Below are 24387 nucleotides of genomic sequence, written 5' to 3'. Positions count from 1 at the left end.
CAAAATGCATAAATAATTTTGCCTAGAAGATGTGTCAACACGATAGTCCGAAGGAGGGGAATTTCGATCACCAAAAAAACCGGGCAAAACCAAGTCTGACCATTGACTATAATAAAACCAGAAAATTGCGAGCCGGCAACTATTAATGGATTTCAGTGTCTTTATTGGCATTAATGAGCTCGCAGAAGTGCTCGGTTTTGCTTCTTTGGTTGCCCAAAGAAGAGAGCCTGTCCGGCCAGGACAAGAAAATATCATTAAATAAAATACTAAGATTGCTTCGTCGGCAGTAAAAGCTTTCTTAATGACGGAGATATTAGAGAAAAAGCTAAAGAATTAACCAATCGCCTTGTAAACTCCCCTCCTTAAAAAAGGAGGGGAGTAGATGGTACGCTTAAATATTATTTTACGCCAAATGCATGTAAAATTCGCCTACAAATCTCAGTGTTCGGATAAACACCAGTGAAGTTTTGTGATCCTGGTCCGTAGGCAAAAACCGGAACCATGATGTTGGTATGATCATCAGTACTGAAATTCCCGCGAACGGTTCCTTTTTTATATGAGGCGTCTAATAATGAAAGTCCGCCAGTTTCATGATCTGCCGTCACGATAACCAGTGTTTCCCCATCCTGATCAGCAAAACGCATGGCTTCACCCACCATCCGGTCAAAATCATGCAATTCGGTAACCGCGTATGGTAAATCATTTGCATGTCCGCCATGATCAATTTGTGCCCCCTCAGCCATGATAAAGAAGCCCTTTTTATTTTTGGATAGTAATTCCATACTTTTTGTAAGTGACTTTTTAAGCATCTCGCCTCTACCCTTTAAAATACTTCTTGTAACAGAATCTTCCAATAGTACCAGTTGTTTACCTGATGTTGCAGCAGTAAATTCATTCAGGTTATTTTGCAACTGGTAACCTTTGGCCTTTAGTTTCTGCATTAAATTGGCATCCTTATTTTCAACAAAGCTTTTACGCCTCGAACCGATCAACACCTCTACAGCACTGTTTTGAAAGTCTGCAGCAATTTCTTGCGACATGGTTCTTTCTATTTGATGCGCATAAAATGCCGCCGGAGTGGCATCAGTGATATCGCCACTGGTGATGATAGCTGTTTTTATACCAATTGGTGCTAAAATCTCTGGAATAGATGGTAAAGGTTTCCCATTTACATCCATACTGATATAGCGATTATTGGTTTTCTGTCCGGTTGCCATTGCCGTAGCACCCGCTGCAGAATCTGTAAAATCAGAGTTGGAAGCTTCTGTACGGGAAAGACCAATATGTTGGATATTAATCATATTGAGTTGTCCGAAATTGGCACTTAAACCTGCCTGAATTTGAGCCAATCCCATTCCATCTCCAATTAAAAGAATCACATTTTTAACCTTTTTAGGCAACCCATCATTTTTATATATGGGTTGATACGGCTGATACTTTTTGGTATTGGTGTACTCCAACTTATCTCTGTTTTTGTAAAACTCGCCTAAAGCGTTCGGCCGATCTGTTCCAATCCAATCCGCTCCCATTTGCTCCAATTCTTTCCAGCTATTCGGACTATCTTTTGTTGCCCAAAAACGAAATGGCTTACCCATCTGATGGGCTTCAGCAATCACCTTTTTCATTTTTTCTAAATCAGGTGGTGTTGGTGTACCCTTTCCATTCCATACTGAAAAATGCGAAAGATCATCACTGATCATCCCGATATGCTTCAATTGTTCATCAGTATATTTTCTCCCCGGACGGCCGTCGAAAAATATCATTTGCGGATATTGGCCAAACTGATCAGCTGGTGGCACATCACCACTCATTACAATTTTAATGGCAGATGGGTTTTTAGACTGATCAAAAACAGATTCATAGCCTTTCAGCTGTTTGATCAGGGTGGCAAGCACATGCTTGTAATCTTCCTTGATGTCTATCACCAGCTGAAGTTTTTGCGTGGCACTGGCATAAGGTTGATTTCCGTTTTCCCTGAACAAGGCTACCAGCGGATCAAGGTAAATCTTTTTTAAGGTTTTGCCTGGTTTAATCTCTTTGCTTTCATGCGCTACATAAAGTTCACCATCCCGATAGAAAACATCAGCTTCTATGGAGCCCATACCTACGTAGTAAGCTTCCAGCAAGGGAATTTGCTGTTTATAATCATTGTGACTATGACCATTATTGGCGGTCAGTTTCTGTTGTGCAGAAACTGACTGAATGCCAAATATGATGAACAATAAACAAATTAATTGAGTTCTTTTTACCATCCTGCATTTTGTTTAATCACGCCAGAACTGTTATCAATTTCTCTTTGCGGAACGGCCCAAACATCATGAACCTGTGGGTTAAACGTTCTGGCAGGCCAGATAACCGAACCATCATAGTCATGCAATGGCTTAGCGTAAGTAGCTTGTGCATCTCCCCAGCGCACCAAATCGCGGTGGCGATCGGCCCATTCGCCCGCCAATTCATTCCGGCGTTCTCTTTTCAAATCGGTAATCGTCATTCCGGTTTTTGGTGAGAGCCCTGCCCTTACCCTAATTTTATTTAGTTCGGTATCGCCAGCTCCAGCGCCATTTAAATTAATCGCTGCTTCAGCTTTAATTAAAAGGACTTCAGCAAAACGCATTAAAGGCACGTTTAAATCTGTTGTTCCGTTATCACCATTGGGGTTAACGTGTGTAGGAATGGGATTGGCATAACTGAAAGGCTCCATATACTTTTTAAACTGGTAATTTGAAGTGGCGCCACCATCTTTGGTAAAACTCCGCTCAGTGCCAAAAAACATAAATTTGTCGCCTGGTTTTAAAATGGTTACCTCACGACGCTGATCTCCTGTTTCAAAAGAATCATAAAGTTCTTTAGTTGGCAGGTAATAACCCCAGCCGTTATAAATCCCCCAAGCCTTGTTGGTTAGCATTACACCCGGTAACTTACTGCCCCAACCTGTTCCACCGCCGTTTGGTGTACATACTACCGACCAAATGTATTCTTTAGACCAATTATTTGAGGCTTTAAATACATCGGCAAAATTAGTTAGCAAGTCATGCTGACCAGACCCAATCACCATATCAGCATATTTTGCTGCATTGGCGTAATCTTTTTTGAACAGGTATACTTTTGATAAATATGCCCAGGCAGCAGTTTTGTGTGCTTTACCATAATCTGTAGATTTCATTGCTGAAAAATTAGGCAAATTATCTGCGGCTTTCAATAATAATGAAATGATGTAATCATAGTTCTCTGTTACATTTTTTGCCCTTGGGATGGCCACAGATGCATCAGCATCCGGAGTTACAATGGGTACACCAGCTTTATCATTACCATAATTGGAAGCCAGCTGGAAATAAACCAACCCGGCGTTAAAATAAGCATCACCAACAATTTGTTTTTTCAATGTTTCATCCATTGCAATGGCTGGTACATGCGTAATGATATCATTTGCCCTTTTAATAATGGCATAACGCATACTCCATTGTGATTCGGTATAACCACCGCCTACATAACTCCGGTTAAAGTTTTTAATATTGTCTGCTTCCGGTTTGTTTCTACCCGTAACCATGTCATCGCTGGCATTAATAAACCAAAACATGCCACGACCATAAAAATCTTCTGCATTATAATTCTCATACATTCCGGCTTCGGCCTTGATGGCATCTTCCTTTGTTTTCCAGAAATTTTGTGCCGATGGAGATCCCTCTGGCGTGATATCCAGTTGTTTGGTGCACGAGGCGAAAGCCATAATAACAATCAGTGCCAGGTATTTTATATTCGTTTTCATTAAATTATAAATTAAAGATTAACACTTAAACCAAAGATGAAACTTCTTGCTTGCGGGTAACGCCCCACATCAAGGCCATTATTATCCATCCCGATTTCCGGATCGAAGCCTGAGTACTTGGTAATGGTAAATAAATTGTTGGCAGTGGCATAAACCCTTACCGCCCCGGTTTTAAGTTTGCTGGTGAGTGATTTTGGTAAACTATATCCAAGTGTTACATTGCGGATACGCAGATAAGATCCATCTTCAATATAGAAATCAGAAGCATTAAAGTTTCCATTGTTATCACTTGTAGAAATGATAGGCACTTTTCCGCCTGGATTTTCTGTAGACCACGCATCTAAAATACCAACCAGCTTATTGTAAGAAGGTCCGCTGGCACTATAGGTTGTTCTCTTTACCGCATTGAAAAGCTTATTTCCTTGTACCCCCTGTGCGAAGATATTGAAATCGAAATTTTTATAACTGGCGTTAAAGCTTAGTCCATAAGAGAAATCAGGATAGGCGCTCCCTGCGAAGTAACGATCTTTGCTATCAATTGATCCATCACCGTTAAGATCTGCAAATTTAAAATCGCCAGCTTTAGCATTTGGCTGAATTTTCTGTCCATTTGCATTTTTGTAATTATCGGCTTCTGCCTGGCTTTGAAAAATACCTTCCGTTTTTAAAACGTAATAGCTATACAAAGGCTGGCCTACAGTAATAGCCAGTGGAGCAAGCTCATTTCTAAAATTGGTACCTACAGCGATATTGGTTAATCCTGGCGCCAATTCCTCTACCTTATTATTAACTTTAGTTAACGTTGCATTTACAGAATAGGTAAATGCGGTGTTTTTAGCACTATTATAAGTTAAACCAAGTTCAATGCCTTTATCTTTTACTAAGCCTGCATTGATGGTTTGAGAAGTTAACCCCGCAGTGCCTAGCAAAGAACGGGTCAGAATCATTTTATCCGTTTCCTTAATAAAATAATCTGCCACCAAACTTAAGCGATCAAGAACTGTTACATCCAAACCTATATTGGTTTGTTTACTCTCTGCCCAGGTTAAATTTTTGTTGGCAAGAATAGTTTGAACATAACCGTTTTGCAGGGTTGGTGTTTGACCGAAATAACTTTGCGTTGCAGCCAGTAACGGATTAACCGCTGATGAAGATAAACTCCCCAGGTTACCTAAAATACCATAGCTTCCTCTTAGCTTTAATTCATTTAACCAGTTGGCTGATTTTAAAAACGCCTCTTTATTGATAGACCAGCCTGCTGAAACAGAACCATAATTTCTAAACCTGTTTTCTTTGGCAAGCATAGATGAACCATCTCTCCTGCCGATAAATGACAGTAAATATTTTTCCTTATAATTATAATTGGCCCTTAAAAACAGTGATGAAATGGCTTTAGCATCATAATAACTGGTAGAAGGTTGAATAATGGTGGCATTGGTTAAATAACGGTATTGATTAGACTCATCATCAAAGCCAGATCCGGAGGTATACAAACCATTGCTTTTAGTTTTCTGAAAGGTATAACCACCCGTTAAATCAATTTGATGAACTCCAATGGTGGTTTTGTAATTTAATACCTGTTCTGCTAAAAAATCATTTACCGCATCTGCTCTTTGTACCAAACTATTGCTTAATACTGGCTTTCCAACTTCCGGGCGTTTTGGTGTAAAACTTTTAAATTGGGCATCTGATTTGGTGATGCTCAGGTTTGATCTAAAACTTAAACCTTTAGCCAGCTGAAGGGTAGCATAAGGATTAACCACCAACACGTTGACAGGGTTATTGATGTCAATTCTTTTTAATTCGGCTACCGGATTAATAATATCTCCATAATCACCTGCATATTGTCCGCCAGGTAAACCCGCAAAGCTGCCATCAGCATTGTAGGGCGTACCATTCGTAGGATAATAAATGGCCGATAAAAGGGCACCTGTATAATCACTGCTGGTATTGGCTCCATTGCCATTGGTACTACTATAAGATAAGTTTTCACCCACTTTTAACCAGGGCGTAAGTTCATGTTCAGAATTGACTCTGAAATTATAGCGTTTGGTTTTGGTATTCAGTACAATCCCTTCCGCATCACGGTAATTGAAACTTAAATAAAAGGTAGATTTCTCACTTCCTCCGTTAATGGCTGCATTATAATCCTGAAGCAAGGCATTTCTAAATACCTCATCCATCCAATTGGTTCTGGTAGTTTGTCCGTCAGGATATTTAGTAAGATCAAATGCCGGCAAAATGGTAGTTCCGCCATTTTTTGCAGCAGTTGCAGCCACTTGAGCACGTTGTTGGGCATTTAAGGTTTCCAGCTTTTTCCAGGCACTTTGTTCTCCAACTTTGGCATCAAAGCTGATTTGCATTTTGCCTTTCTTGCCTTTTTTAGTGGTAATTAAAACCACGCCACCAGAAGCACGTGCACCATAAATGGCGGCAGAAGCATCTTTCAAAACAGAGATTGATTCAATATCATTTGGATTCAGATTTGGTGTACCGAGAAAAATAGATCCATCAATAACATAAAGAACACTTTCTCCATTAATCCCGCCTGCTCCTCTGATATTTATTCTGGGTGATGAAGTTGGATCGCCACCCTCATTGGTTACAATTACGCCTGGAGATTTACCTGCCAGCACTTCTCCAACACTATTTACAGATCGTGATGAGAGTTTATCCAAAGAAACCAAACTCACTGCACCTGTTAATGTTTCTTTCTTTTGGGTTCCGTAACCTACCACCACAACATCTGCCAAGGTTGATCTTTCCTCACTCAGTGTAATGTTAATAGAAACGTTATCACCTACTGTTACCTCTTTGGTACGGTAACCGATCATGGAAAAGGAAAGCACCGTTTGTGCGCCTACCTCAATCCGGTATGCACCATTTGCATCAGTGGTGGTACCACTTTGGGTGCCAACAACTTTAACGGATACACCAGGTAAAACCAAACCTGTTGAATCTTTCACCACACCTGTTATAATCCGGTCAGGTTTAATAAAAGTAGCATTATTCAAAATAACGTAGTTGCCCTTTTCTTCTACGCTTAGCCCTAACTTATCCAGCAAAGAACGTACGGGTTCCATTTGGAAATCGCCGCTGAGCTGGGTATTTGATTTTTGAAGAAGATCAGGATTATAAACAAAGCTTAAACCTGAAATACTTTCGATTTCACGAACAATTTCATTGAGTTTACGGCCTTTGCTGATCTTAATGTTTACTTTACTTTTGGCCAATCGCTGGGCCATGCTGGGCGAAGCCAAAAGTGAGCTGCAGAATATGCAGATGATTGAAAATGTTAGGCATGAATATTTCATGATCTGATAAAGAGATAAGGTCCTCCTGGACGAGGTTGTTTTCATTTGTTTGTTTGCTTATAAGAATTAAAATAGTATTGAATAAGTCTGTTGAATGCAACAGACAGTTTATGAAAGATTTAATTGTACATTATCGATAGATTTTAAATGTTTGGTGATTTTGATCTGAACTGAATTTGAGGTGGTGTAATGAGCAAATGATGTCGAGAATTTCTTCAGGTCGCTGTGCACTGTTAAATGTTGCCGTTGTTTTTAAGTTCACTAAGGCAGTTTGATGCAGCTGAATTTTAATGTTATATAGGTATTCCATCCGCCGGACAACCTGCATTAGTGTGGCTCCATTGAAATTGATTTCAACAGTGCGGACCTCACGAACAACATTTAAAATAGATTTACCAGTTACCTTATTAAATAAAAGTTTTTGATTTCTGGTTAGTGTTCCCAGCAGTTTATCATCATTTTTGATGGCCACCTTACCTGTTGAAACGGCAACTTCTACTTCTTTTTTTGCATGGTAGGCACGGATGAGAAATGAAGTTCCCAATACGGACACATTTAAATGGTTGGGAAGCTTCACCTGAAAAGGTCTTTTTTCATCATGCGAAATGGAGAAAAATGCTTCTCCTTCTATAATAGATACCTCACGAGAATTGGCCTGGAATTTTTCAGGGTAAGTGATTTTGGCTAAAGGGTCTAAAGTGATTTCCGAACCATCACTCAGTATAATTTTTTTACGCTCCCCCGCTTGGGTTGAGGCCGTGATTTGTTTGTTAGGGATTTCATACCCAGTATGCTGTTGCCAGAGCCAGAAAGTAACAGAAGCAATTATTACTATGGCTGCGGCAATTTTAATCCAGTGTTCCAATAAGAAAGGTTTCCTGGTTTTCTGATAATTAATAGCCGATTGCAGTTTTTGAAACATCTTTTCACTGATGGCTGATTTTTGCTCAGCTGTAGGTGCCTTTTGATCTGTACCTAAGGCATCATACCATTCCGTTACCTGATCACACTCTTCAGGACTTGCCTCACCGTCCAAATATTTCGTTAAAAGTTGTTTTGCCTTTTCTTCGCTCATTTGTATAGATGTCGTTTCAAAACGAAAAGGGTACTAACCAAAAATGTTATCAGTAAGTTAAGTTTCGGTTAAGGCCGAAAAAACCAGAAAAAATCAGGACTGGAGTGAATTAAAGCCAGAAAAACACGATGATCAACAAATAGGATAAGTTCTCCCGAAGTATTTTCATTGCTGAGGTAATCTGGTTTTTTACCGTCTGTACAGAAACATTAAGTTCAGTTGCAATTTCCTTGACTGTTTTATCCTGTTCCCTGCTCATCGAAATCACCAGACGCATCCGCTCTGGCAAGAGTTGCATTATAGCCTCCACTTCTTTTGTAGTATCCTGAAAGATTAAATGTTCGTCAGGAGCAATCTCCCTCTTTTGATTCATCAGGATAGCATACTCCGCCTGATGACCATCTTTAATAGAACTGGATCTGTAATAATCGATAACCCTATTTTTTACCGCTCCATATAAATAGCCTGAAAGATTATTGGTCAAATCAAGTTTTTTACGTTTTTCCCATAAAGAGATGAAAATTTCCTGCGTCATATCTTGCGCAAGTGTTTCATCGCCCAGCTTTTTAAAGGCCAAATCAAATACCTTTTCCCAATGGGCGTGGAATATTTGCTCCATTGCGAAAGGATCATCGTTTTTTAATGATGCAATTAATATGTCGCTCAATACTTTTAGTTTGGTGCAGCAAAGCTAGTGAGCTAATATTCACTCCATATTAACTCATTATAAAGACTAATGCACCAAATCATTTACGAACGGAACTTATTTTGATGAGTATCTGTATAACAATTTCAAGACTATTTACATCTTAAATAAAACATAAAACAATGATTATCAATGAAAAATAAAATAATTTAAACATTATTTAATTATAAATGTTGGCTCTTTAAATCGAAAATAATCTCGGTTATTATATTTATTATTAAATCATTTATCATGAAAAAAATTTTTATCTCAAGTTTATTCTCAGTAGCATTATTTATGGGTGTTGCTCAGGCACAAATTCAAAAAGGTAATGTGATGGTTGGAGGAAACCTGGCAAATATCAATTTAGGTTTGGATAACCCTAAAGTTTTCAGTGTAGACATTACACCTAAAGCAGCTTGGTTTATCCAAGATAACGTTGCATTAGGTGGATATGTAAACTTTGGTTTAAGCACTACTAAAAATGCACCAACTACAACTAATTATGGTGTAGGTGCATTAGGCCGTTATTATGCTGGTAAAGATGTTGAAGTATTAAACCACGGGCGTTTCTTTGCAGAAGCAACAGTTGGTGTTGGTGGTACTAGCGTAAGCAGAGGTGGTGCTAATACAAATGGCTTAAACTTAAGCGTTGGTCCTGGTTTTGCTTATTTCATTACACCAAACATTGGTTTAGAAACCTTGTTAAAATACAATGGTTTAGTAGGATTTGGTAATACTACAGCTCAAAACAGCTTAAACCTTTCTTTTGGTTTCCAGGTTTATTTACCTGGACAAAGAACAGCTAACAAAGTAAAAGGCGATATTCGTAATTAATAACGAATAATACTACAGAAAAAGCCGGTATCGATCAGATTCCGGCTTTTTTTGTATTTGCCAATTTTTTAATGAACATTCATTAACCCTCAGCATTTATAATAACATTTGAAATGCGTTATTAAATCTCCAATTCCAAAACAGCTAACAATTCCTTTTCATCATCTTCCTCTAACTGAACGATGGCATGCAGCAGGTTAAAAATACCTTCCTTTTCATTAGTCTTTAGCGCCAGATCAAATAAGCGGATCATCATTTTCTTTTGATCGATGCTTAAACTGCTAAATAATTTCGGTTCTACTTCATATAATACTTTAATTAGATTAATTAATTTGGGCTTAATAACCATTTGCTCCCGATCAGTTATATCTTTTGGAAAGATTCCATCCTGCTCAAAGCTATTTATTAAACGATCAGCATATTCCCGCAAAAAGGGCTTACGCTTATTTTTCAGGTAATCATTTAGTTCTTTAATTAAAAAACGATATTCAGGAGCAGATTTTGCGGCACCAAACAACGCTACTTGGCCTTCATTTTCAAAACTTTTAAAATCAAAATCCCTGAAAAAGTCACTGTTAATGTAAACGCTATGAAAATAATCATCACTTTTTTTATTTAGTGTGGTATAATCCTTATAAATCTCTTCACCACCTGCCAGAAAATAGTATTTAGAAAGTTCTTTATGCAAACCTTCTTTCCAGTGTACATATTTGATATGAAATCTAAATCCAGTATCTGGGTAAACGAGTTCAAATTCCTCCATACTTTTAATATTTGAAGAGAAATCCAAAACATTTCCATTGATCAGTACCTGCATTTTTTTATGCCTGTTCAATTCAATAAACCAACAAAATTCATTAATTAAAAAGGGAATCACACCTTGCTCCAAATCAAGCTGACCAATATGCAGGTTCGTAAACGTAACTACAGTACCCGTTATTTGAGTTGTATTTGGCACTTCAACCGCTTCATAATGATTTAATCCACCAGCATTAATTTGTATGGTTCCCTGATGAAAACCTTTCTCATCCTGGTAAGTGGTATTCCAGGTAGCATTGTAGGCAAAAGTGAAAAAGGTAAGTCGGCCAACACCATTTCGCCCATGCATTTTAGAAGTATGCTTAGGGGCAACAATCTGAATGGCCTTTTCGGATTCAAAAAATGGATCAAACTTATGTTTCAACTTATTAAAATTAATACCATAGCCATTATCTGCAATTTGAAGACTATCCAGCCTTCCAAGTTCATTGGTTACATAATCAATCTTAATGACATCAGCATTGGCATCAAAACCATTCCATATATATTCTGCTATCGCTTGCTTTTCATTATAATTTCGCAGTACCTTTTGAATACCCTTTGCGGTAATGTTAACTTTTTCAGACATTTATTACTAAATTAATTAGCAAATATAATCAAACATTCATATAAATTAAGCGGTTTATCTATATTGAATTTGTTTACCATATTTCGTCAGGTTATTTATTGCAAAGTTTTTAAAAAAGGCTCTATGACGTTACAGTGCCATATGATGGTTGGTTTTCTTAGATAAAAGCCATCATTTTTTTTAAATAAAAGCTGTCTGTTTTCTTTTTTTATATTTATTATTGTAGATTTTATTCAAATATTTTTCCCCCAATGAACATTGAGAATATTTATGGTGACCAGAAGTGGGCCTCCTTTGGTGGGCAATCTCCATTAATTGCTGTTTTTAAATCTTTTCATCACCTTAGTCCCGAAATTGAAGAGGTGATCAATGACCAAACTTTTCCCGTTAATTTCGCAAAGAACAAACACATCGCATCTCCTTTAAAGCGAAATAAATATATTTACCTGATTCTGCAAGGTGCTGTTCATGGTTATATTAAAATGGGTAGCAAGAAAATTACTACCTGGATTGCTGCGGAAAATGAGCTTGCTGGCACCATCAGAAACTTATGGGAGGATGTAATTACTGATGAATATATAGAAACCATTGAAAACGTAATAGCCATTGCCATTCCTCATAGTATGTCGAAATTATTGTATGAAAATTATCCCATTGCCAACTATGTAGGCAGAAAGATGACTGAAATCTATATTAAAGGTGCATCTGAAAGAGCCTTTATTGTCAGATTACCAACGGCATTGAAACGCTACCAAAGGTTATTGGTTTCTTATCCACACCTGATGAATAGGGTTCCGTTAAAATATATTGCCTCTTTTATTGGTATGCGTCTTGAAACACTCAGTAGAATGAGAAGTAAAGTATAAACGCATTACACATTTTTTAAATTCAAAATATAATGAATATTATCCTTGCCTCAACCTCTACCCTTTTTGGTGGAACTTACCTGGCTTATCTCAAAAAAGAGATTGTTAATCTTTTTACGGGAATTGAAGAAATTATCTTTATTCCATTTGCCAGACCAGGCGGAATTTCATGTGATGAATACACAGATAAAGCCAGAACTTTTTTTGCTGAACTTCAGATTAAGGTCCGCGGATCGCACGAATTTGATGACCAGATCAGAGCCATCCAGGAGGCCAAAGGCTATTTTACCGGTGGCGGAAATACATTTTTACTGGTTAAAACGCTCCATGAAAATGGTTTGATGGAAGTTTTAAAAAGCAATGTAGAAAATGGTAAAGCCTATTTGGGCTGCAGCGCTGGAAGCAATATTGGTGGACTTAATATGAAAACCACAAATGATATGCCTATTGTTTATCCGCCATCTTTTGATTGCATGGGATTGGTTCCCTTTAACATTAATCCTCATTACCTTGATCCAAATTCTGATTTAAAACATAATGGCGAAACCAGGGAAACCAGAATTATGGAATTCTTAACCCAAAACGACATTAAAGTAATTGGTTTAAGAGAGGGCAACTGGATCAGAAGGATAGGTGACCGGATCAGCACAGAAGGTACTGAAAAAACACGAATTTTTGAGAGAAATAAAGCTCCTTATGAAATTGAGCCTGGCACGGTTCTTTAATTTTCTAGCATACTATGGAGTGGGTATTTAACACTTGGTATGACTAAAACTTCAGGTATTGATTACATTTTAAATGACTGGAAATAAACAATATAAACTTTGCTTTTAATATCGACTTTCTGTAAATTGGTATAACCAAATATAGAAATCATGAAAGTGCTCAAGAAAATTGAAAACTGGGGAGATCAGCATCATCCCCAATGGATTGATTATTTCAGAATATTGTTAGGCATCATTCTCATCTGGAAAGGAGTTGATTTTTACATCAACATGGAAGCCTTTAACCATTTAATGCGAGGCGCTATGCTGGGTACGGCATTTAGCATTAGCCTGGCAGCTCACTTTATTATTTTAGTCCACATTATTGGTGGCGTTGCTATTGCGCTGGGTACGCATACCAGATTATTTTGCCTGGTTAATTTGCCCATATTAATTGGAGCCGTATTTTTTATTAATATCTCCGCGGGTATATTTAAACCATACTCCGAATTCTGGTTTTCATCACTGGTATTAATCGGATTAATTTGTTTTATAATCGAAGGCAATGGGGTATTGGCTGTTGATAAAACACAAGCCATTCCACAATAATTGAAGTTAAACAAGATCTAAATCACCTTAAAAAGTGAATGATACCGCATTATTTTGCAAATTTGACTTGATTTTTCAATAAAAATTAAACGCTAACTTAATGGTTAACAGGCACTAATATTTTTTATTGAATATTAAAGGTAAAATCATTTGCAGATTACGATCAACTTTGTACTTTTGCAGCGGAGAGCTGGCAGAGTGGTCGAATGCGGCAGTCTTGAAAACTGTTGACTGTAATAGGTCCGGGGGTTCGAATCCCTCGCTCTCCGCGGAACAAAATTAAAAGCCTGAAATTAATGATTTCAGGCTTTTTCTGTTTTTGAAGATACCAATTTTTGTGCGAATTCCCATCCTATAGGTGAGTGATTCGGTGAGTCAATTACAAAACAGAAATGACTCAACGAATAGCGTTTAAAAACCTGACATTGAATAGGTTATAAGACTAAACATCTTGATTTCTAACCACTGTAAAGCTAAGTTTGCATCGTTGTATCAAGGCAAACAAGGTATTTAGCACGTTTTTGCCGCTCTCATGTTCCTTGATTGCTTTTACAATCTGGGATTCCGTAAACTTAATTCTTTTCATATTACCAATTAAAATTAATAGTTTTTCCAATAGCCTCGCTGCGCTCGGTCTAGAATTCTACTTTTAACTGGTCTGAATTTTGGGAAGTGCACAAATCCATTGGAAACATAAAAATGGCAAAGAGTTTATTAATCACTTACTTCGCCGTGAGAATAAAACAAGAAGTGGGGCATCTTGTAGTAGATTAGAAAAAGGAACGCACCAAGACCTAACAAAAATGTTAAATATCATTAAAAATGAAATACCTGTTGAATTCGAAATTTATATTGTTCAACCTGGACTTTCGAAAGCAAATGCATCTGAAGATATTTTAACGCTTTTAGCTGTAACTGATACCTATATGAAAGAGTTTGCAGATATTAATCTGAAAGTGATCTCAAGCTCATAAACAATTATAAGTTTTTAATTATGAAATTAAAAACTTAGTGATAATCAAAATAAATTTCAGAATAAATAGTTTATCATCACTATTTATTCTGATCAAGGCGGGGAAATAGTCCATTTTAACTATTAACAATAGCTTGTTCAATGTCTTCTTTGATGAAAATCCATTCTTTGTTTCTCAGGCAAATTGGATCTGGGTCGGCATCGGCTCCTTTAAATTCGGTAAATTTTTGATGGATTAATCCCTCATCATGTGTCCACTCGAAACGTTGCCGATGCAGATCTTTCATGTGATTAATACTATATTGGTTCAAGGCTTCGTGCAAGTCCCAGAAATCTTTCTTTCTTCCGCCTCTTTGAACTACATCTACTTTCATCGCAATAATTTCTTCTACGGTAGCTAATCTTAAACCGTCTTCTGTTATGGCCTGCTGAAAAAAGGGATCCATGGAGTAGTATACATCAAGTTTCACAGCATTATCCTTATCTGTTCCAATCAGGTAGGATTTTCCCATACCGGGGTTACCACCAAAATTTCCTTCTACATATCCAAAGGATGCTTTTAGAAAGTCTTCAATACGATCAAAATCAATGGAGCGATAAGAGGCATCGGTAAACAAATCGATATCCACCGACATTCTATGTCCTAAATGCAGGCTTAAAGCAGTGCCACCTACGAGCCTGAACTTAAGGAATTCCTCAGACTGCATCAATATAATCAGGGTGTTTTTTAACAGTTCATTTACAGTGTTCCAATACAACATACTATTTTAGTTTTTCATGCAGCATTACTGGAATACTATTGCCATTAATGTTGGTGCTACCTGTAATTGCCTTTACTTTGTCTTTTCCATAAAAACTTAGTATTTCTTTTTTTTCATGGTTATTCCCACGTTCAAATATGCGCTGAATAACATATTTATATTGTTTCTCCCAGTCAATTTTATTGATATCTGTATCCCAAAAGAGTATTTTTCGAATAATGGATAAATCTGGATGCTCTTGGGATTCCTCTTTCTGTTTTTCCTTTTTGATTTCGTAATATGCCTGTAGAATAAGCATTGTGCCTTCTTCCAATCCCAGTGCTTTATCAATCTTTAAAGATAATGCAGGCGTCATTCCACGCTTACCTTTAGTCACCTCATTTAGTGTCTGCGGATATTCGTGGAGCGAAAGTGCAAAAGGGCCTTTTTTGAGTTTTCTCTTTTTAAGTTCTCGTTCCAGAATCATTCCAGGATGTATTCCTCTATATTTTTCGAGTGTCGCTTCCATGCTACAAATATAAACATATTTTAATAAACAAAATTGTTTATTAAAATATGTTTATATAATTATGATATATCTAAATCATAGAACTCATCAAATTTCAATAATTATAGGGCAGCCCTTCAATATGGTGCTTTTTAAAAACTTTTGATAGTTTCTCAGATCTAATAGATAATTTCATTTTCTGTCGCGGTAAATTACTGATAAGCAGCCAATAATTAGATATTAGAGGCCAACATAGATGATGACACTCTAACACCATCCTACATACTCATCAATCACCATTAGTCGCTCTTTTAACCTAAATATAGTATCCAATTACGCAGCGGATAAAACATTTTGGCTAATCAATAAGGTTTCAATACGATGAATTACTCAGAGATAAAAGATTATTTAGATAAATAAAAATAGAATAGCGCCTTAACGATCTGGCTCATCGATCGCTTTCCTGTCACCCAATCCGATATGCTTTCCCGATCAACCCCCGTGTCAAAAGCAATTTGTTTTATTCTAACACCCTTTTCTTGCATTTTCTTTTCTATCCACAATGTATTAACTACGTTAGCCGGAGATGGAAGATGTGTTTGTGTGGTTACAGCAACCTTAAAATTGGGCAATATTTTCTTAAAAAGATCCTGTGTTCTTTTAACAAGCGTAGCCTCAGTCGCGTACTTTCCAGAAAGGGTTTCGTTTTGGGTGGTTTGTATTTCTAACGTATGATCACCAACGGCCTCAATAGTAAAAATAATATTAGACTGCGTTTGATGTCTTGCTGCTGCCCCCTCGAGTTTAAGAATAGCTTCAGGGGTTAAAATACTTTCAAGCTTCTTGATATCTTTAATCATTTAATTTTAACCAGTTTTACTCCATATGGTTTTATATTTCTTTTAACAAGGAGGAAGGCTTCCGCTGCTCCCCTAATTATTTAAGGGATACTTTTGATCATCGTTTCTTGGAAAGAAAAAAGAACTGTATCAGAAAACAAAAGTAAATCGGCAAACTTCCATTGGAAAAATAAACCCAAACTTTATTGTTTTTGCAATACGATATATTTATCACCGCAATCAGCCAATTGTTGGTAATAGTTCATTGAATTGCCATAATTTTGAATGGTAATTGCGTTCTCCTGAATGGCACCCTGAATCCCAACAGGCAACGCTAAATCCTTTTCTTTAGGTTCGCCCTCATCATCTAATGCCCCTTCATATTCGCTCCATTCTATACCTTCAAGAGTGATGAAATAACCATTTCCACTCTTATCCGCTTCAAGTGAAAGCTTACCCTTTAATGTTCGGCTTTCTGATTGAAATGTATAGCGATACTGATCAGAAGTCTTTTCGATGGTAATTTTCATCATACATTTCTCAGCATTTTCATACTTATTGATAACCACGTAAGTTCCTTCAATTCCTTCCGGAGATGCGGCTTGAGATACAGATTCCTGAGAAACAGCTTCACCAATTTTTCCAGATCTGGAGGAAGGTTTATTGGTAAGCGTGCTGTCCTTCGCTATGGGGCTACCTGGAGGGGTATAAGGTTTCTGATTGTTCTTACAGTTGGATAATACCGCAAGCAGGAAGAACATTAATAGAGTGCAGAAGATTTTATTTTTTAACATATGTAGGTCTGAAAAAGGAACTCCTTAGCACAACTAAATTAGTTAAATGATTGCCGATATGCTAAAGGTGTTTGATTTGTTTTAGCTTTAAATAGCTTACTAAAAGATTGTGGATACTCAAAACCCAATTGATAGGAAATCTCGCTGACAGACAAAGTGGTTCCTGTTAAGCTATCTTTAGACAAGTCGATGATTTTATTTTGTATGAGCTGCTGAGTAGTAATTCCTGTAAGCTGTTTTAATAAATCACTCAGATACCTTGTTGATAGGTTAAGCTGCTCTGCCAGATAACCAGCCGAAAAGTATAAAAGGTGATCAGAACAAAAGTAGCTCAATGTCGGAACATTGTATTCGAAAATCAGTGTTGAAACCAATATGATGATCTCAAAAAATGAAGCAATGTACTTCCACTTTAATAAGCCAATACCGAAAGCGGGGTTAAATACAATTGGCCTAAACCTCATTTAAGGGCGAAACGATTATTGGATAACATAATCAATCACATCTGTTTCAGATAGCCGAAAATATCCCAACGCATAATCACCGGCCACATCTTTATTGTAGATATTCCCTTTCGCATTAGCGGCAATCGCCTGAAATGGATTTGCACCGGCAACATTTTGAAGCGATAACCTCATATAGTTGAAGTAGGGTTTAGATATGCCCTCTAACCTGATCTCAACCACATCACCACGTTTTAAACGCTCTTCTACAATACTGGCAGACATTTGAACACCCTTGTAAAATTTATCCTCAAAAACAGACAGCTGAGGGATTGGAGTATACGGCGATTTAAAAACAGTCAGGTACTGATTATCGGTATTTGAAATATCAGTATATAGCATCGTAACTTCCATTTCATCTCCGGCAAAACCACCATCCTCATTCTGTATCACCTTTGATATTTCCGGACATTCAATAAGCCTTTCAGTTGCCGAATATTTCTCCCCTTTATAAGTGATGTTCAACTCATAATTTTCGCCAAGCCTGGCATCAAAATCCTCACAAACGTATTCACCAGGAACTGTCTTTGGAACGAAATTAAAGACTAAACCCGCACTGTTTTTTACAGTGACGCTGCTGGCATCAGCAACGGGTGAAGCCTGACTGGCATAATAGGGAGTGGATAGGGATAAACGAATAACCTGATGATTCCCCAAAGTACCCTTAACCCAATTGATATCGGCCTCCACCACTAATTTAGGAACTGCAGTTTCCAGGTCTAATATAACAGTCTTCTCACATGACGAAAAAAGGATCAGGTAGAAAAACATAAGGGCGATGAAAGTGGAAGGTATTGGTTTCATTTGAATTTGAAGTTATAAGTAATAGCTGGTACAATACCAAATATGGAAAGCCTTACCGATTCGCTTTGGTAGGTATCCTCATTCTGACCAAAGTTTATGGAAGACGTATTTTTTCGGTTATACAGGTTATAAACGCTTAAAACCCATTCGCCCCTAATCCTTTTGATGGATGTGGGGTTTGGAATATAAGACACTGAAAGGTCTAAATGATGGAAGTCGGGCAATCGATAGGCATTCCTCTGACCATATATCGGAACTTCTATTCCGGCATAGTTAAACTTGCCCACCGGATAACTGGTTGGCCTGCCCGTTTGGTAAGTAAATGTTGCGCCAATGGATAGTTTATCGTTAAGTTTATAAAAAGAGGTCAGTGAAAGCTGATGAGGTTTATCATAATTAGTGAGGTACCACATGCCATTATTAATCCCTGGCTCATTAGGCTTTGCACCTTTCGTTTGTTGCTCCGTTCTGCTTAAGGTATAAGAGAGCCAGCCGGTAAGCTTTCCATAATTTTTTCTGAAAAGGAATTCCACCCCATAGGCCCTAGATTTACCATTCAGGGTCACTTGCTCGAGTGCATCATTTCCTACAAGATTGGCACCATCAATATAATCCAATCTGTTTTGGATTTTTTTATAATAGGTTTCCACCTCCATCGAATATTGATTATTATTGAAATTACGGAAATAACCTACCCCTATTTGATCTGCAATTTGAGGTTTGAAATATCTATCACTGGGCACCCAAACATCTACAGGTGTTGGTGAGTTACTATTGGAAATCAGGTGCAGATATTGAGCAATTCTGTGGTAACTGAATTTGATGCTCTGCTGAGTATTCAACTGCACCGATGCAGCAAATCTGGGCTCAGGGTATATAAATTGATCCACTATTTTACCACTGGCAAAAGCCTCTACCGCAGAGGGCTCCGCAGCATTGTAAATGCCAAGCTGCTGATCATATACTACCGGACCTGAATCGTACAAATTGAGATTGCGTCCCCCCATCCTGAAGAATGAACTGATGCGAAGGCCGTAACTGAGACTTAGCCAGGGATTGATCATCTGCTCAGCCTGGATGTAAGCCGAAGGTTCATAGGAATTTTTATCCACAAATTTTAAGGCATTCACTGGCGATCGGTCACCAAAGGGTACAATTTCCCCTGGCTTAATGCGTTGATAGATCACGTTCAAGCCATAACTTAGCTTAAAGCGGTCTGATGCAGTATGTACAATGTCATACTGAAACTTTGTACCATTTATGCCAGCGGTCCAGTCTAACCCAATCGCATTGATCCTTAATCTGAAATCATATCCTGAATATACAGCAGTCAGCGTGCCAGTGGTTTTTTTCGAAAAGTCATGTACCCAGCTGCCATTGATAAAAGCATTGCCATAATTATTAATAAAGTTATCACTAATCCCTAAGGCATCGCTTCCAAGGTAGCCGGAGAGTGATACACGGTTATTAAGGCCAGGCCTATAATCTATTTTTGCATTCAGATCATAAAAATAAGCTGTATTCTGACTTCCGGTAAGTTTGAGAAAAAGGTGAGCATACGAGCTCCTGCCCGACAAAAGCATAGCACCTCTATCCTGATCAAAGGGAACCACAGTAGTCAGCCTGCTGGTAATTAAACCAATTCCACCACTAAGCTCAAAGGCAGGTACGGTCATATCTCTGGTGCTAACATCCAGTACCGAGGATACCCTTCCACCATATCTGGCCGGAATGCCACCTTTATATAAAGTCAGGTCTTTGATGATATCGGGGTTGAATACGGAGAACATGCCAAGCAAGTGGGATGAGGTAAAAACTGGAGCTTCATCAAGTAAGATCAGATTCTGATCTGCAGTACCGCCGCGGACATTAAACCCTGATGAACCTTCGCCAGCATTGGTCACACCTGGAAGTTGCAGAATGGCCTTAAGCGGATCTACCTCACCAAATATGGCCGGGATCTGGCTGATCTCTTTCATCGTTAACCGATTTTGGCTCATCTGTGGCGTTTTAATATCAACAGCTTTTGTGGTCCCCATCACATTAACTTCCGTTAATTGTTGAAGGTTTTCCAGCAGTTGGATATTTCGAACCACCGTTCCCTGAACATCAATTTCAACGGCCTGAGAAACATAACCTACATAAGCGATTTGAAGGCGATGAAATCCTTTGGTGAGGTTAAGTAAATATTCTCCCCTATCATTAGAAACAGTATTTTGGTTCTTGCCAACTACCATGATGCTTACCCCTGGCAGCGGAAGGCCTGATTTACGCTCCGAAATAACACCCTTCACAGAGAATTTTTGTTGAGCATAAAGCGGAATGGTATTTAAGAAAAACAGTATGATGAAATAAAGCAGCCATTTAGCGTTTGAATTTAAAAGATTGATCATGAATTGGAATGGTAAGCTCATTTTTGTGTGATATTTTTACCAGGAAACTTCAAAATCGGCCTGCCCCGTATAGCCTGAAGAAAGGTGAATGTAGCAAGCAGGGCATAGATAAGGGCAAGCGCGAATGTCCCTTTCGTGTTCTTTATCACGTACCAGGAAAGAATCGGGATGATTTGCAAGGCGTGCATCCCAATAAAATGGGCAACGCGAAGATCACCAATCCGGGTGCTCCACTTCACAAGCGGCAGCCCCTCATCATCTCCAATTTGGCCAACGCTATGGCTGAGCCTGGCCCCCATCAAGCCTCCCTCAAGCGCGAAGATCACGAAAAGAATAATGCCCAGCCGTATGGCCCATAGGTAATAATGTGGCATTGGCCTTACCTCATCTGTGAAAAAGAGAATGCCTATATAAAGTGTCCAAAGAGTTAAGATTACTGCGGCTACCCCCATCAGTATCGTCATGGTAGCATAAAATGATGAGCTGGTATTAAAATGTGACAGCTGCCCTTTTGCAGCCTGAACAGAAATGTATATGATCTCAAAACCAAGCGTAATGATTACGACCCAACTGTAGATGGTTACAGCCCCCTGAGATTTTAGCTCGAAAGCATACCAGGCCATCGTCCATGAAAATAATGCAATGGATATGGCAAACTTAAAAGGCTTTAACCATGCATTACTGCCTGCAATCACGGCGTCCGAAAATTGGATCAAAATCAGAAAGGCAATGGCCGCTATAATATTCAACAATCCAAAGCTAAAAAGCAGGCTGTTTCGTTCAATTAAAATTTTGATCATGAATTGGGTTTAAATTTTAAATGTATTTGAAGTCATTATTGGTTACATCATACGCTATAACGATCCTTCATCATCTTTTCTTTAATTGGTACGTTCATATCTGACGTGGCCCTTAATCTTGACGCTTACAAAAGTACCAGCGATAAAAATCATTAAATAGCTATATTCGCCTTAAAAATAGTCCGATCCAGTTAAAATGATTCTTGAAATTAATTGTGAAAGCCCAGAGGGATTAATTAGTGCGATTGCTAAAGCTATTGATGCTCCTGTAGTTGATGGCACCATGCAAATTCCGCCACTTTACGGAACGGGATATATTAAGGGAATAGCTATACCCAATGGCCCTACCATTATGATCCGGCAATATGAGCTAAAAGAAGAATTGAATATTTCTACGAATGCAACTGGAGCAAGCAGTATTGTGCTAACCTTCCATAACATCTATCACGACAAGGATGACAAAAAAAACCAGAAAACATCATTGCCTTTTGCCCAGATCGAATCAGGAGGTGTAGACTATCAGGAACTCTTTTCTTCCAAAACAAAGTTCAATACCATCATCATTATGATTGATGTAGAACAGCTCAGAACGCTGATTAATCCTAAAAACGACCGTACGGAGATGCAGGATATACTCTTCAGCAACAAGCCATTTATTTTTGAAGAGCTAATCTCTCCTGAAATGCATAACGTTGCTAATCAAATCCTGACAACAGTAGCTCCGCCTCACTTACGGGATTTTTTTTATCGGATTAAGGCCGAGGAATTAATTTACCTCCTGTTTTCAGTACTAGAAAAACGCGATAATTTATCAGCATACCCGCTAAACAATGATGACATCAAAAAAATCTATCTAATCAGGGATAAGGTGATTGAAGACCTCAGTGTTAAACCGAACCTGATGCAACTTGCTAAAATTTATGGGATGGGTGAAAGCAAAGTTACCCGACTCTTTAGGCAAATTTTTGGAAACAGCATTTATAACTATTACCAAACGTTTAGAATGGACTACGCTGGCAATCTCATTAAAGATAAAAATCTTTCTATAGCAGAAATTGGGTATCAGTTAGGTTTTTCTAATCTAAGTCATTTTGCCCGCCTGTTCGAAAAACACCACGGCTTGAAGCCTAAGAAGTATGCAAAAGTTAATTAGAGCGATATTTTGTTCAACCGTTTATTCTATTCTCAAGCTTCATTTTCGCTGTTTTTAAGTTATTTAGTTGGGAATGATGCCGTGCAATACCCACATTCAGACGTGTAGCCAAAATAGATTTAATCTTTGATGCTAAGTGAAATTAATATGGTGCTTTAAAAACTAAAATAAACTGGAAGTGTTTATAGTAACAAAATCTAAAAGCCTTGTCACCCAAATCACTACTAAAAACCCTTCTAAGAACTGCTCCAAATCAACCACCATTTAATTTTGGAACGATTTTGATTTTAGCATAGAGTACGCAGATTACTGATGAAAATAGATCAATACTGACCAGATCATTTAACCATATTAATAATAATGAAATACATTCTAATTATCGCTTACTTCCTTTTCCTCATCCCTAAGGCACATTCACAAATAAAACCAGTGCGAGTAGGATCACATTCTTTTACTATTCAATGGATCAGTTTTAATAAAACCAATCCGGGTAAAGTATACATCAAGAGTATTGGCGACGAAGAATACAGTATTGAAGGGGAACAAAGGGATAAAAAAACGAAGGAATACGTAACCATTAAAGGAACATTTCTGAACCAGGGACGGACTTTGAAATTTAACGGAACTATTATTTCAAAAATAAATTCCATTAATGGTGGTCAGCCCTGTGAACTTAACGGCCTTTCTATATTTAAGGCTAGTGGAACCAGAAAGTACTGGAGGTTGCAACAAATGCTCAATTGTGATGGTGAAACCACAGATTATATAGATATCTTTTTTTAGAATTAATTAATAATAAAACCCAAATATCATTGAATCAATAACTATGAAAAAAAATATACCCTTTGCATTATTAATGCTTATTATCATTTCTGTGTTCACACTTTCTTGCAAGAAAAAACCAATTGATGAACCAACTCCGGCAAGCAATTGTGAAACAAAATACGAAGTGATTTACGGAGATTTAACAACAGTCTCTGAGACAGCCCTTTCGAATTATGAAAATGGTCAAATCAAATCAATAAGCAGCAGCAGTGCAAAGTTCAATTTTGAATATGCTACAGACAAGGTAAAGGTATTATCTTCTGGCGTACCGGCCTATCAAATTGATATTGCTAACAACCTGGCCACGAAAGTCACGGATTTAAGTAACCAGTCTGAACAGCGCATGACTTATGATGGAAACCGAAATTTAATTAAAATAGAAGCCTATCTAAACAACAATTTAACTGATACCAAAATCCTTACTTACAGCAATGGCAATCTTGCTACCTTAACCCAAACCTATCCTGAAGATCCTTCAGTAAAAAGAGTCACCACCTACAGCTATTCAAATGATGTTGCCACAAAAACTGACACCGATACGCGTTATTTAGTTTTTGGCCCAATTGAATTTACCATTCCGTTATCTCTTACCGGAACTATTTCCAAAAATATCTTATCAAGTAGCTTATATACGTATACATCCGGAAACTTTCGTTCAGACATTACAAAAACATACACCTATACCCGTAATAGCAGTGGTGTAGTTAATAAAACTATAGAAAATACTCATTCATTAACGGTAAGTAATGGCGTGCAAACACAAGATGAAAGGACAAAACAAACCATTTTGATTAACAGTACATGTAATTAAG

General features: G+C 37.8%; 22 protein-coding genes and 1 tRNA gene. 9 read left to right on the top strand and 14 right to left on the bottom strand.

Annotated elements, in window-relative coordinates; translation table 11 throughout:
• Positions 1-398: 398 nt before the first annotated feature.
• The 5 genes from AN34_RS14430 to AN34_RS14410 all read right to left on the bottom strand — a co-directional run bounded on the left by AN34_RS14430 (position 399) and on the right by AN34_RS14410 (position 8822).
• Positions 399-2252, bottom strand: coding sequence for an alkaline phosphatase (locus AN34_RS14430; RefSeq protein ID WP_029286611.1), 1854 nt, complete (start codon positions 2250-2252; stop codon positions 399-401).
• Positions 2246-3766: a RagB/SusD family nutrient uptake outer membrane protein gene (locus AN34_RS14425; protein ID WP_029286610.1), complete on the bottom strand. Its 1521-nt coding sequence runs from the start codon at positions 3764-3766 to the stop codon at positions 2246-2248. Before AN34_RS14425 ends, AN34_RS14430 begins: the two co-directional genes overlap by 7 nt.
• 11 nt (positions 3767-3777) lie before the next feature.
• Positions 3778-7125, bottom strand: coding sequence for a TonB-dependent receptor (locus tag AN34_RS14420; protein ID WP_231625559.1), 3348 nt, complete (start codon positions 7123-7125; stop codon positions 3778-3780).
• Positions 7126-7210: 85 nt separating this feature from the next.
• On the bottom strand, positions 7211-8155 hold the full coding sequence (locus AN34_RS14415; protein WP_029286607.1) for a FecR family protein: 945 nt from the start codon (positions 8153-8155) through the stop codon (positions 7211-7213).
• Between the two features lie 109 nt (positions 8156-8264).
• Complete coding sequence (locus AN34_RS14410) at positions 8265-8822, bottom strand: RNA polymerase sigma factor (protein WP_029286605.1); 558 nt, start codon at positions 8820-8822, stop codon at positions 8265-8267.
• A gap of 270 nt (positions 8823-9092) precedes the next feature.
• Between AN34_RS14410 and AN34_RS14405 the strand changes: the two genes are divergently transcribed.
• Positions 9093-9677, top strand: a complete 585-nt coding sequence (locus AN34_RS14405; RefSeq protein ID WP_029286604.1) for a hypothetical protein — start codon at positions 9093-9095, stop codon at positions 9675-9677.
• A 121-nt stretch (positions 9678-9798) separates the two neighbouring features.
• On the opposite strand, the gene AN34_RS14400 is transcribed toward AN34_RS14405, so the two are convergent.
• Positions 9799-11064 carry an ATP-binding protein gene (locus tag AN34_RS14400; protein WP_029286602.1) on the bottom strand — a complete coding sequence of 422 codons (1266 nt, stop codon included), beginning with the start codon at positions 11062-11064 and terminating at the stop codon, positions 9799-9801.
• Between the two features lie 251 nt (positions 11065-11315).
• Here AN34_RS14400 and AN34_RS14395 point away from each other — a divergent pair, with 251 nt between their 5' ends.
• The 5 genes from AN34_RS14395 (at position 11316) to AN34_RS14375 (ending at position 14217) form a co-directional block, all read left to right on the top strand.
• Positions 11316-11930: a Crp/Fnr family transcriptional regulator gene (locus AN34_RS14395; RefSeq protein WP_029286601.1), complete on the top strand. Its 615-nt coding sequence runs from the start codon at positions 11316-11318 to the stop codon at positions 11928-11930.
• A gap of 32 nt (positions 11931-11962) precedes the next feature.
• Positions 11963-12655 carry a dipeptidase PepE gene (pepE, locus tag AN34_RS14390; RefSeq protein ID WP_029286599.1) on the top strand — a complete coding sequence of 231 codons (693 nt, stop codon included), beginning with the start codon at positions 11963-11965 and terminating at the stop codon, positions 12653-12655.
• A 150-nt stretch (positions 12656-12805) separates the two neighbouring features.
• Complete coding sequence (locus tag AN34_RS14385; RefSeq protein ID WP_029286597.1) at positions 12806-13243, top strand: DoxX family protein; 438 nt, start codon at positions 12806-12808, stop codon at positions 13241-13243.
• 184 nt (positions 13244-13427) lie between these two features.
• Positions 13428-13512: transfer RNA gene (locus AN34_RS14380), tRNA-Ser, on the top strand.
• 396 nt (positions 13513-13908) lie between these two features.
• Entirely contained in the window at positions 13909-14217 is a 309-nt protein-coding gene (locus AN34_RS14375) for a hypothetical protein (RefSeq protein WP_029286596.1), read from the top strand.
• A gap of 115 nt (positions 14218-14332) precedes the next feature.
• Here AN34_RS14375 and AN34_RS14370 read toward each other — a convergent pair whose 3' ends face one another.
• The 8 genes from AN34_RS14370 to AN34_RS14335 form a co-directional block, all read right to left on the bottom strand.
• Entirely contained in the window at positions 14333-14977 is a 645-nt protein-coding gene (locus AN34_RS14370) for a nucleotidyl transferase AbiEii/AbiGii toxin family protein (protein WP_029286595.1), read from the bottom strand.
• Position 14978: 1 nt separating this feature from the next.
• A complete protein-coding gene (locus tag AN34_RS14365; RefSeq protein ID WP_029286593.1) occupies positions 14979-15485 on the bottom strand; it encodes a plasmid maintenance system antidote protein in 507 nt (168 codons plus the stop codon).
• Between the two features lie 383 nt (positions 15486-15868).
• Positions 15869-16324: a helix-turn-helix transcriptional regulator gene (locus AN34_RS14360; RefSeq protein ID WP_029286592.1), complete on the bottom strand. Its 456-nt coding sequence runs from the start codon at positions 16322-16324 to the stop codon at positions 15869-15871.
• 182 nt (positions 16325-16506) lie between these two features.
• Positions 16507-17097: a hypothetical protein gene (locus AN34_RS14355; protein ID WP_051666582.1), complete on the bottom strand. Its 591-nt coding sequence runs from the start codon at positions 17095-17097 to the stop codon at positions 16507-16509.
• A 38-nt stretch (positions 17098-17135) separates the two neighbouring features.
• Positions 17136-17561: a helix-turn-helix domain-containing protein gene (locus AN34_RS22135; protein ID WP_029286589.1), complete on the bottom strand. Its 426-nt coding sequence runs from the start codon at positions 17559-17561 to the stop codon at positions 17136-17138.
• 15 nt (positions 17562-17576) lie between these two features.
• Positions 17577-18404: a DUF4249 family protein gene (locus tag AN34_RS14345; protein WP_029286587.1), complete on the bottom strand. Its 828-nt coding sequence runs from the start codon at positions 18402-18404 to the stop codon at positions 17577-17579.
• The gene (locus AN34_RS14340; protein ID WP_197285528.1) at positions 18401-20818 is read right to left on the bottom strand and encodes a TonB-dependent receptor; all 2418 of its coding nucleotides are present in this window, start codon (positions 20816-20818) and stop codon (positions 18401-18403) included. The genes AN34_RS14345 and AN34_RS14340 overlap by 4 nt, the downstream gene beginning before the upstream one ends.
• Positions 20815-21597 (bottom strand): hypothetical protein, encoded by a 783-nt coding sequence (locus AN34_RS14335; RefSeq protein ID WP_029286584.1) that lies wholly within the window; start codon positions 21595-21597, stop codon positions 20815-20817. The genes AN34_RS14340 and AN34_RS14335 overlap by 4 nt, the downstream gene beginning before the upstream one ends.
• 196 nt (positions 21598-21793) lie before the next feature.
• Here AN34_RS14335 and AN34_RS14330 point away from each other — a divergent pair, with 196 nt between their 5' ends.
• The 3 genes from AN34_RS14330 to AN34_RS14320 all read left to right on the top strand — a co-directional run bounded on the left by AN34_RS14330 (position 21794) and on the right by AN34_RS14320 (position 24386).
• Complete coding sequence (locus AN34_RS14330) at positions 21794-22750, top strand: AraC family transcriptional regulator (RefSeq protein WP_051666580.1); 957 nt, start codon at positions 21794-21796, stop codon at positions 22748-22750.
• Between the two features lie 360 nt (positions 22751-23110).
• Complete coding sequence (locus AN34_RS14325) at positions 23111-23533, top strand: hypothetical protein (protein ID WP_051666578.1); 423 nt, start codon at positions 23111-23113, stop codon at positions 23531-23533.
• Positions 23534-23576: 43 nt separating this feature from the next.
• The gene (locus AN34_RS14320) at positions 23577-24386 is read left to right on the top strand and encodes a hypothetical protein (protein ID WP_029286580.1); all 810 of its coding nucleotides are present in this window, start codon (positions 23577-23579) and stop codon (positions 24384-24386) included.
• Position 24387 lies beyond the last annotated feature (1 nt).

Source organism: Pedobacter sp. R20-19 (genome assembly GCF_000708265.2).
Lineage (GTDB): Bacteria > Bacteroidota > Bacteroidia > Sphingobacteriales > Sphingobacteriaceae > Pedobacter.
This window is presented reverse-complemented; position numbering and strand designations above follow the sequence as displayed.

What these genes read in the sequence shown, in the direction of transcription:
- AN34_RS14340 (WP_197285528.1), bottom strand. Translation starts at nt 20,818, where the DNA reads ATGAGCTTACCATTCCAATTCATGATCAATCTTTTAAATTCAAACGCT.
- AN34_RS14360 (WP_029286592.1), bottom strand. Translation starts at nt 16,324, where the DNA reads ATGATTAAAGATATCAAGAAGCTTGAAAGTATTTTAACCCCTGAAGCT.
- AN34_RS14355 (WP_051666582.1), bottom strand. Translation starts at nt 17,097, where the DNA reads ATGTTAAAAAATAAAATCTTCTGCACTCTATTAATGTTCTTCCTGCTT.
- AN34_RS14405 (WP_029286604.1), top strand. Translation starts at nt 9,093, where the DNA reads ATGAAAAAAATTTTTATCTCAAGTTTATTCTCAGTAGCATTATTTATG.
- AN34_RS14425 (WP_029286610.1), bottom strand. Translation starts at nt 3,766, where the DNA reads ATGAAAACGAATATAAAATACCTGGCACTGATTGTTATTATGGCTTTC.
- AN34_RS14415 (WP_029286607.1), bottom strand. Translation starts at nt 8,155, where the DNA reads ATGAGCGAAGAAAAGGCAAAACAACTTTTAACGAAATATTTGGACGGT.
- AN34_RS14335 (WP_029286584.1), bottom strand. Translation starts at nt 21,597, where the DNA reads ATGATCAAAATTTTAATTGAACGAAACAGCCTGCTTTTTAGCTTTGGA.
- AN34_RS14345 (WP_029286587.1), bottom strand. Translation starts at nt 18,404, where the DNA reads ATGAAACCAATACCTTCCACTTTCATCGCCCTTATGTTTTTCTACCTG.
- AN34_RS14395 (WP_029286601.1), top strand. Translation starts at nt 11,316, where the DNA reads ATGAACATTGAGAATATTTATGGTGACCAGAAGTGGGCCTCCTTTGGT.
- AN34_RS14330 (WP_051666580.1), top strand. Translation starts at nt 21,794, where the DNA reads ATGATTCTTGAAATTAATTGTGAAAGCCCAGAGGGATTAATTAGTGCG.
- AN34_RS14370 (WP_029286595.1), bottom strand. Translation starts at nt 14,977, where the DNA reads ATGTTGTATTGGAACACTGTAAATGAACTGTTAAAAAACACCCTGATT.
- AN34_RS14430 (WP_029286611.1), bottom strand. Translation starts at nt 2,252, where the DNA reads ATGGTAAAAAGAACTCAATTAATTTGTTTATTGTTCATCATATTTGGC.
- AN34_RS14365 (WP_029286593.1), bottom strand. Translation starts at nt 15,485, where the DNA reads ATGGAAGCGACACTCGAAAAATATAGAGGAATACATCCTGGAATGATT.
- AN34_RS14385 (WP_029286597.1), top strand. Translation starts at nt 12,806, where the DNA reads ATGAAAGTGCTCAAGAAAATTGAAAACTGGGGAGATCAGCATCATCCC.
- pepE (WP_029286599.1), top strand. Translation starts at nt 11,963, where the DNA reads ATGAATATTATCCTTGCCTCAACCTCTACCCTTTTTGGTGGAACTTAC.
- AN34_RS14325 (WP_051666578.1), top strand. Translation starts at nt 23,111, where the DNA reads ATGAAATACATTCTAATTATCGCTTACTTCCTTTTCCTCATCCCTAAG.
- AN34_RS14320 (WP_029286580.1), top strand. Translation starts at nt 23,577, where the DNA reads ATGAAAAAAAATATACCCTTTGCATTATTAATGCTTATTATCATTTCT.
- AN34_RS14420 (WP_231625559.1), bottom strand. Translation starts at nt 7,125, where the DNA reads ATGAAAACAACCTCGTCCAGGAGGACCTTATCTCTTTATCAGATCATG.
- AN34_RS14400 (WP_029286602.1), bottom strand. Translation starts at nt 11,064, where the DNA reads ATGTCTGAAAAAGTTAACATTACCGCAAAGGGTATTCAAAAGGTACTG.
- AN34_RS22135 (WP_029286589.1), bottom strand. Translation starts at nt 17,561, where the DNA reads ATGAGGTTTAGGCCAATTGTATTTAACCCCGCTTTCGGTATTGGCTTA.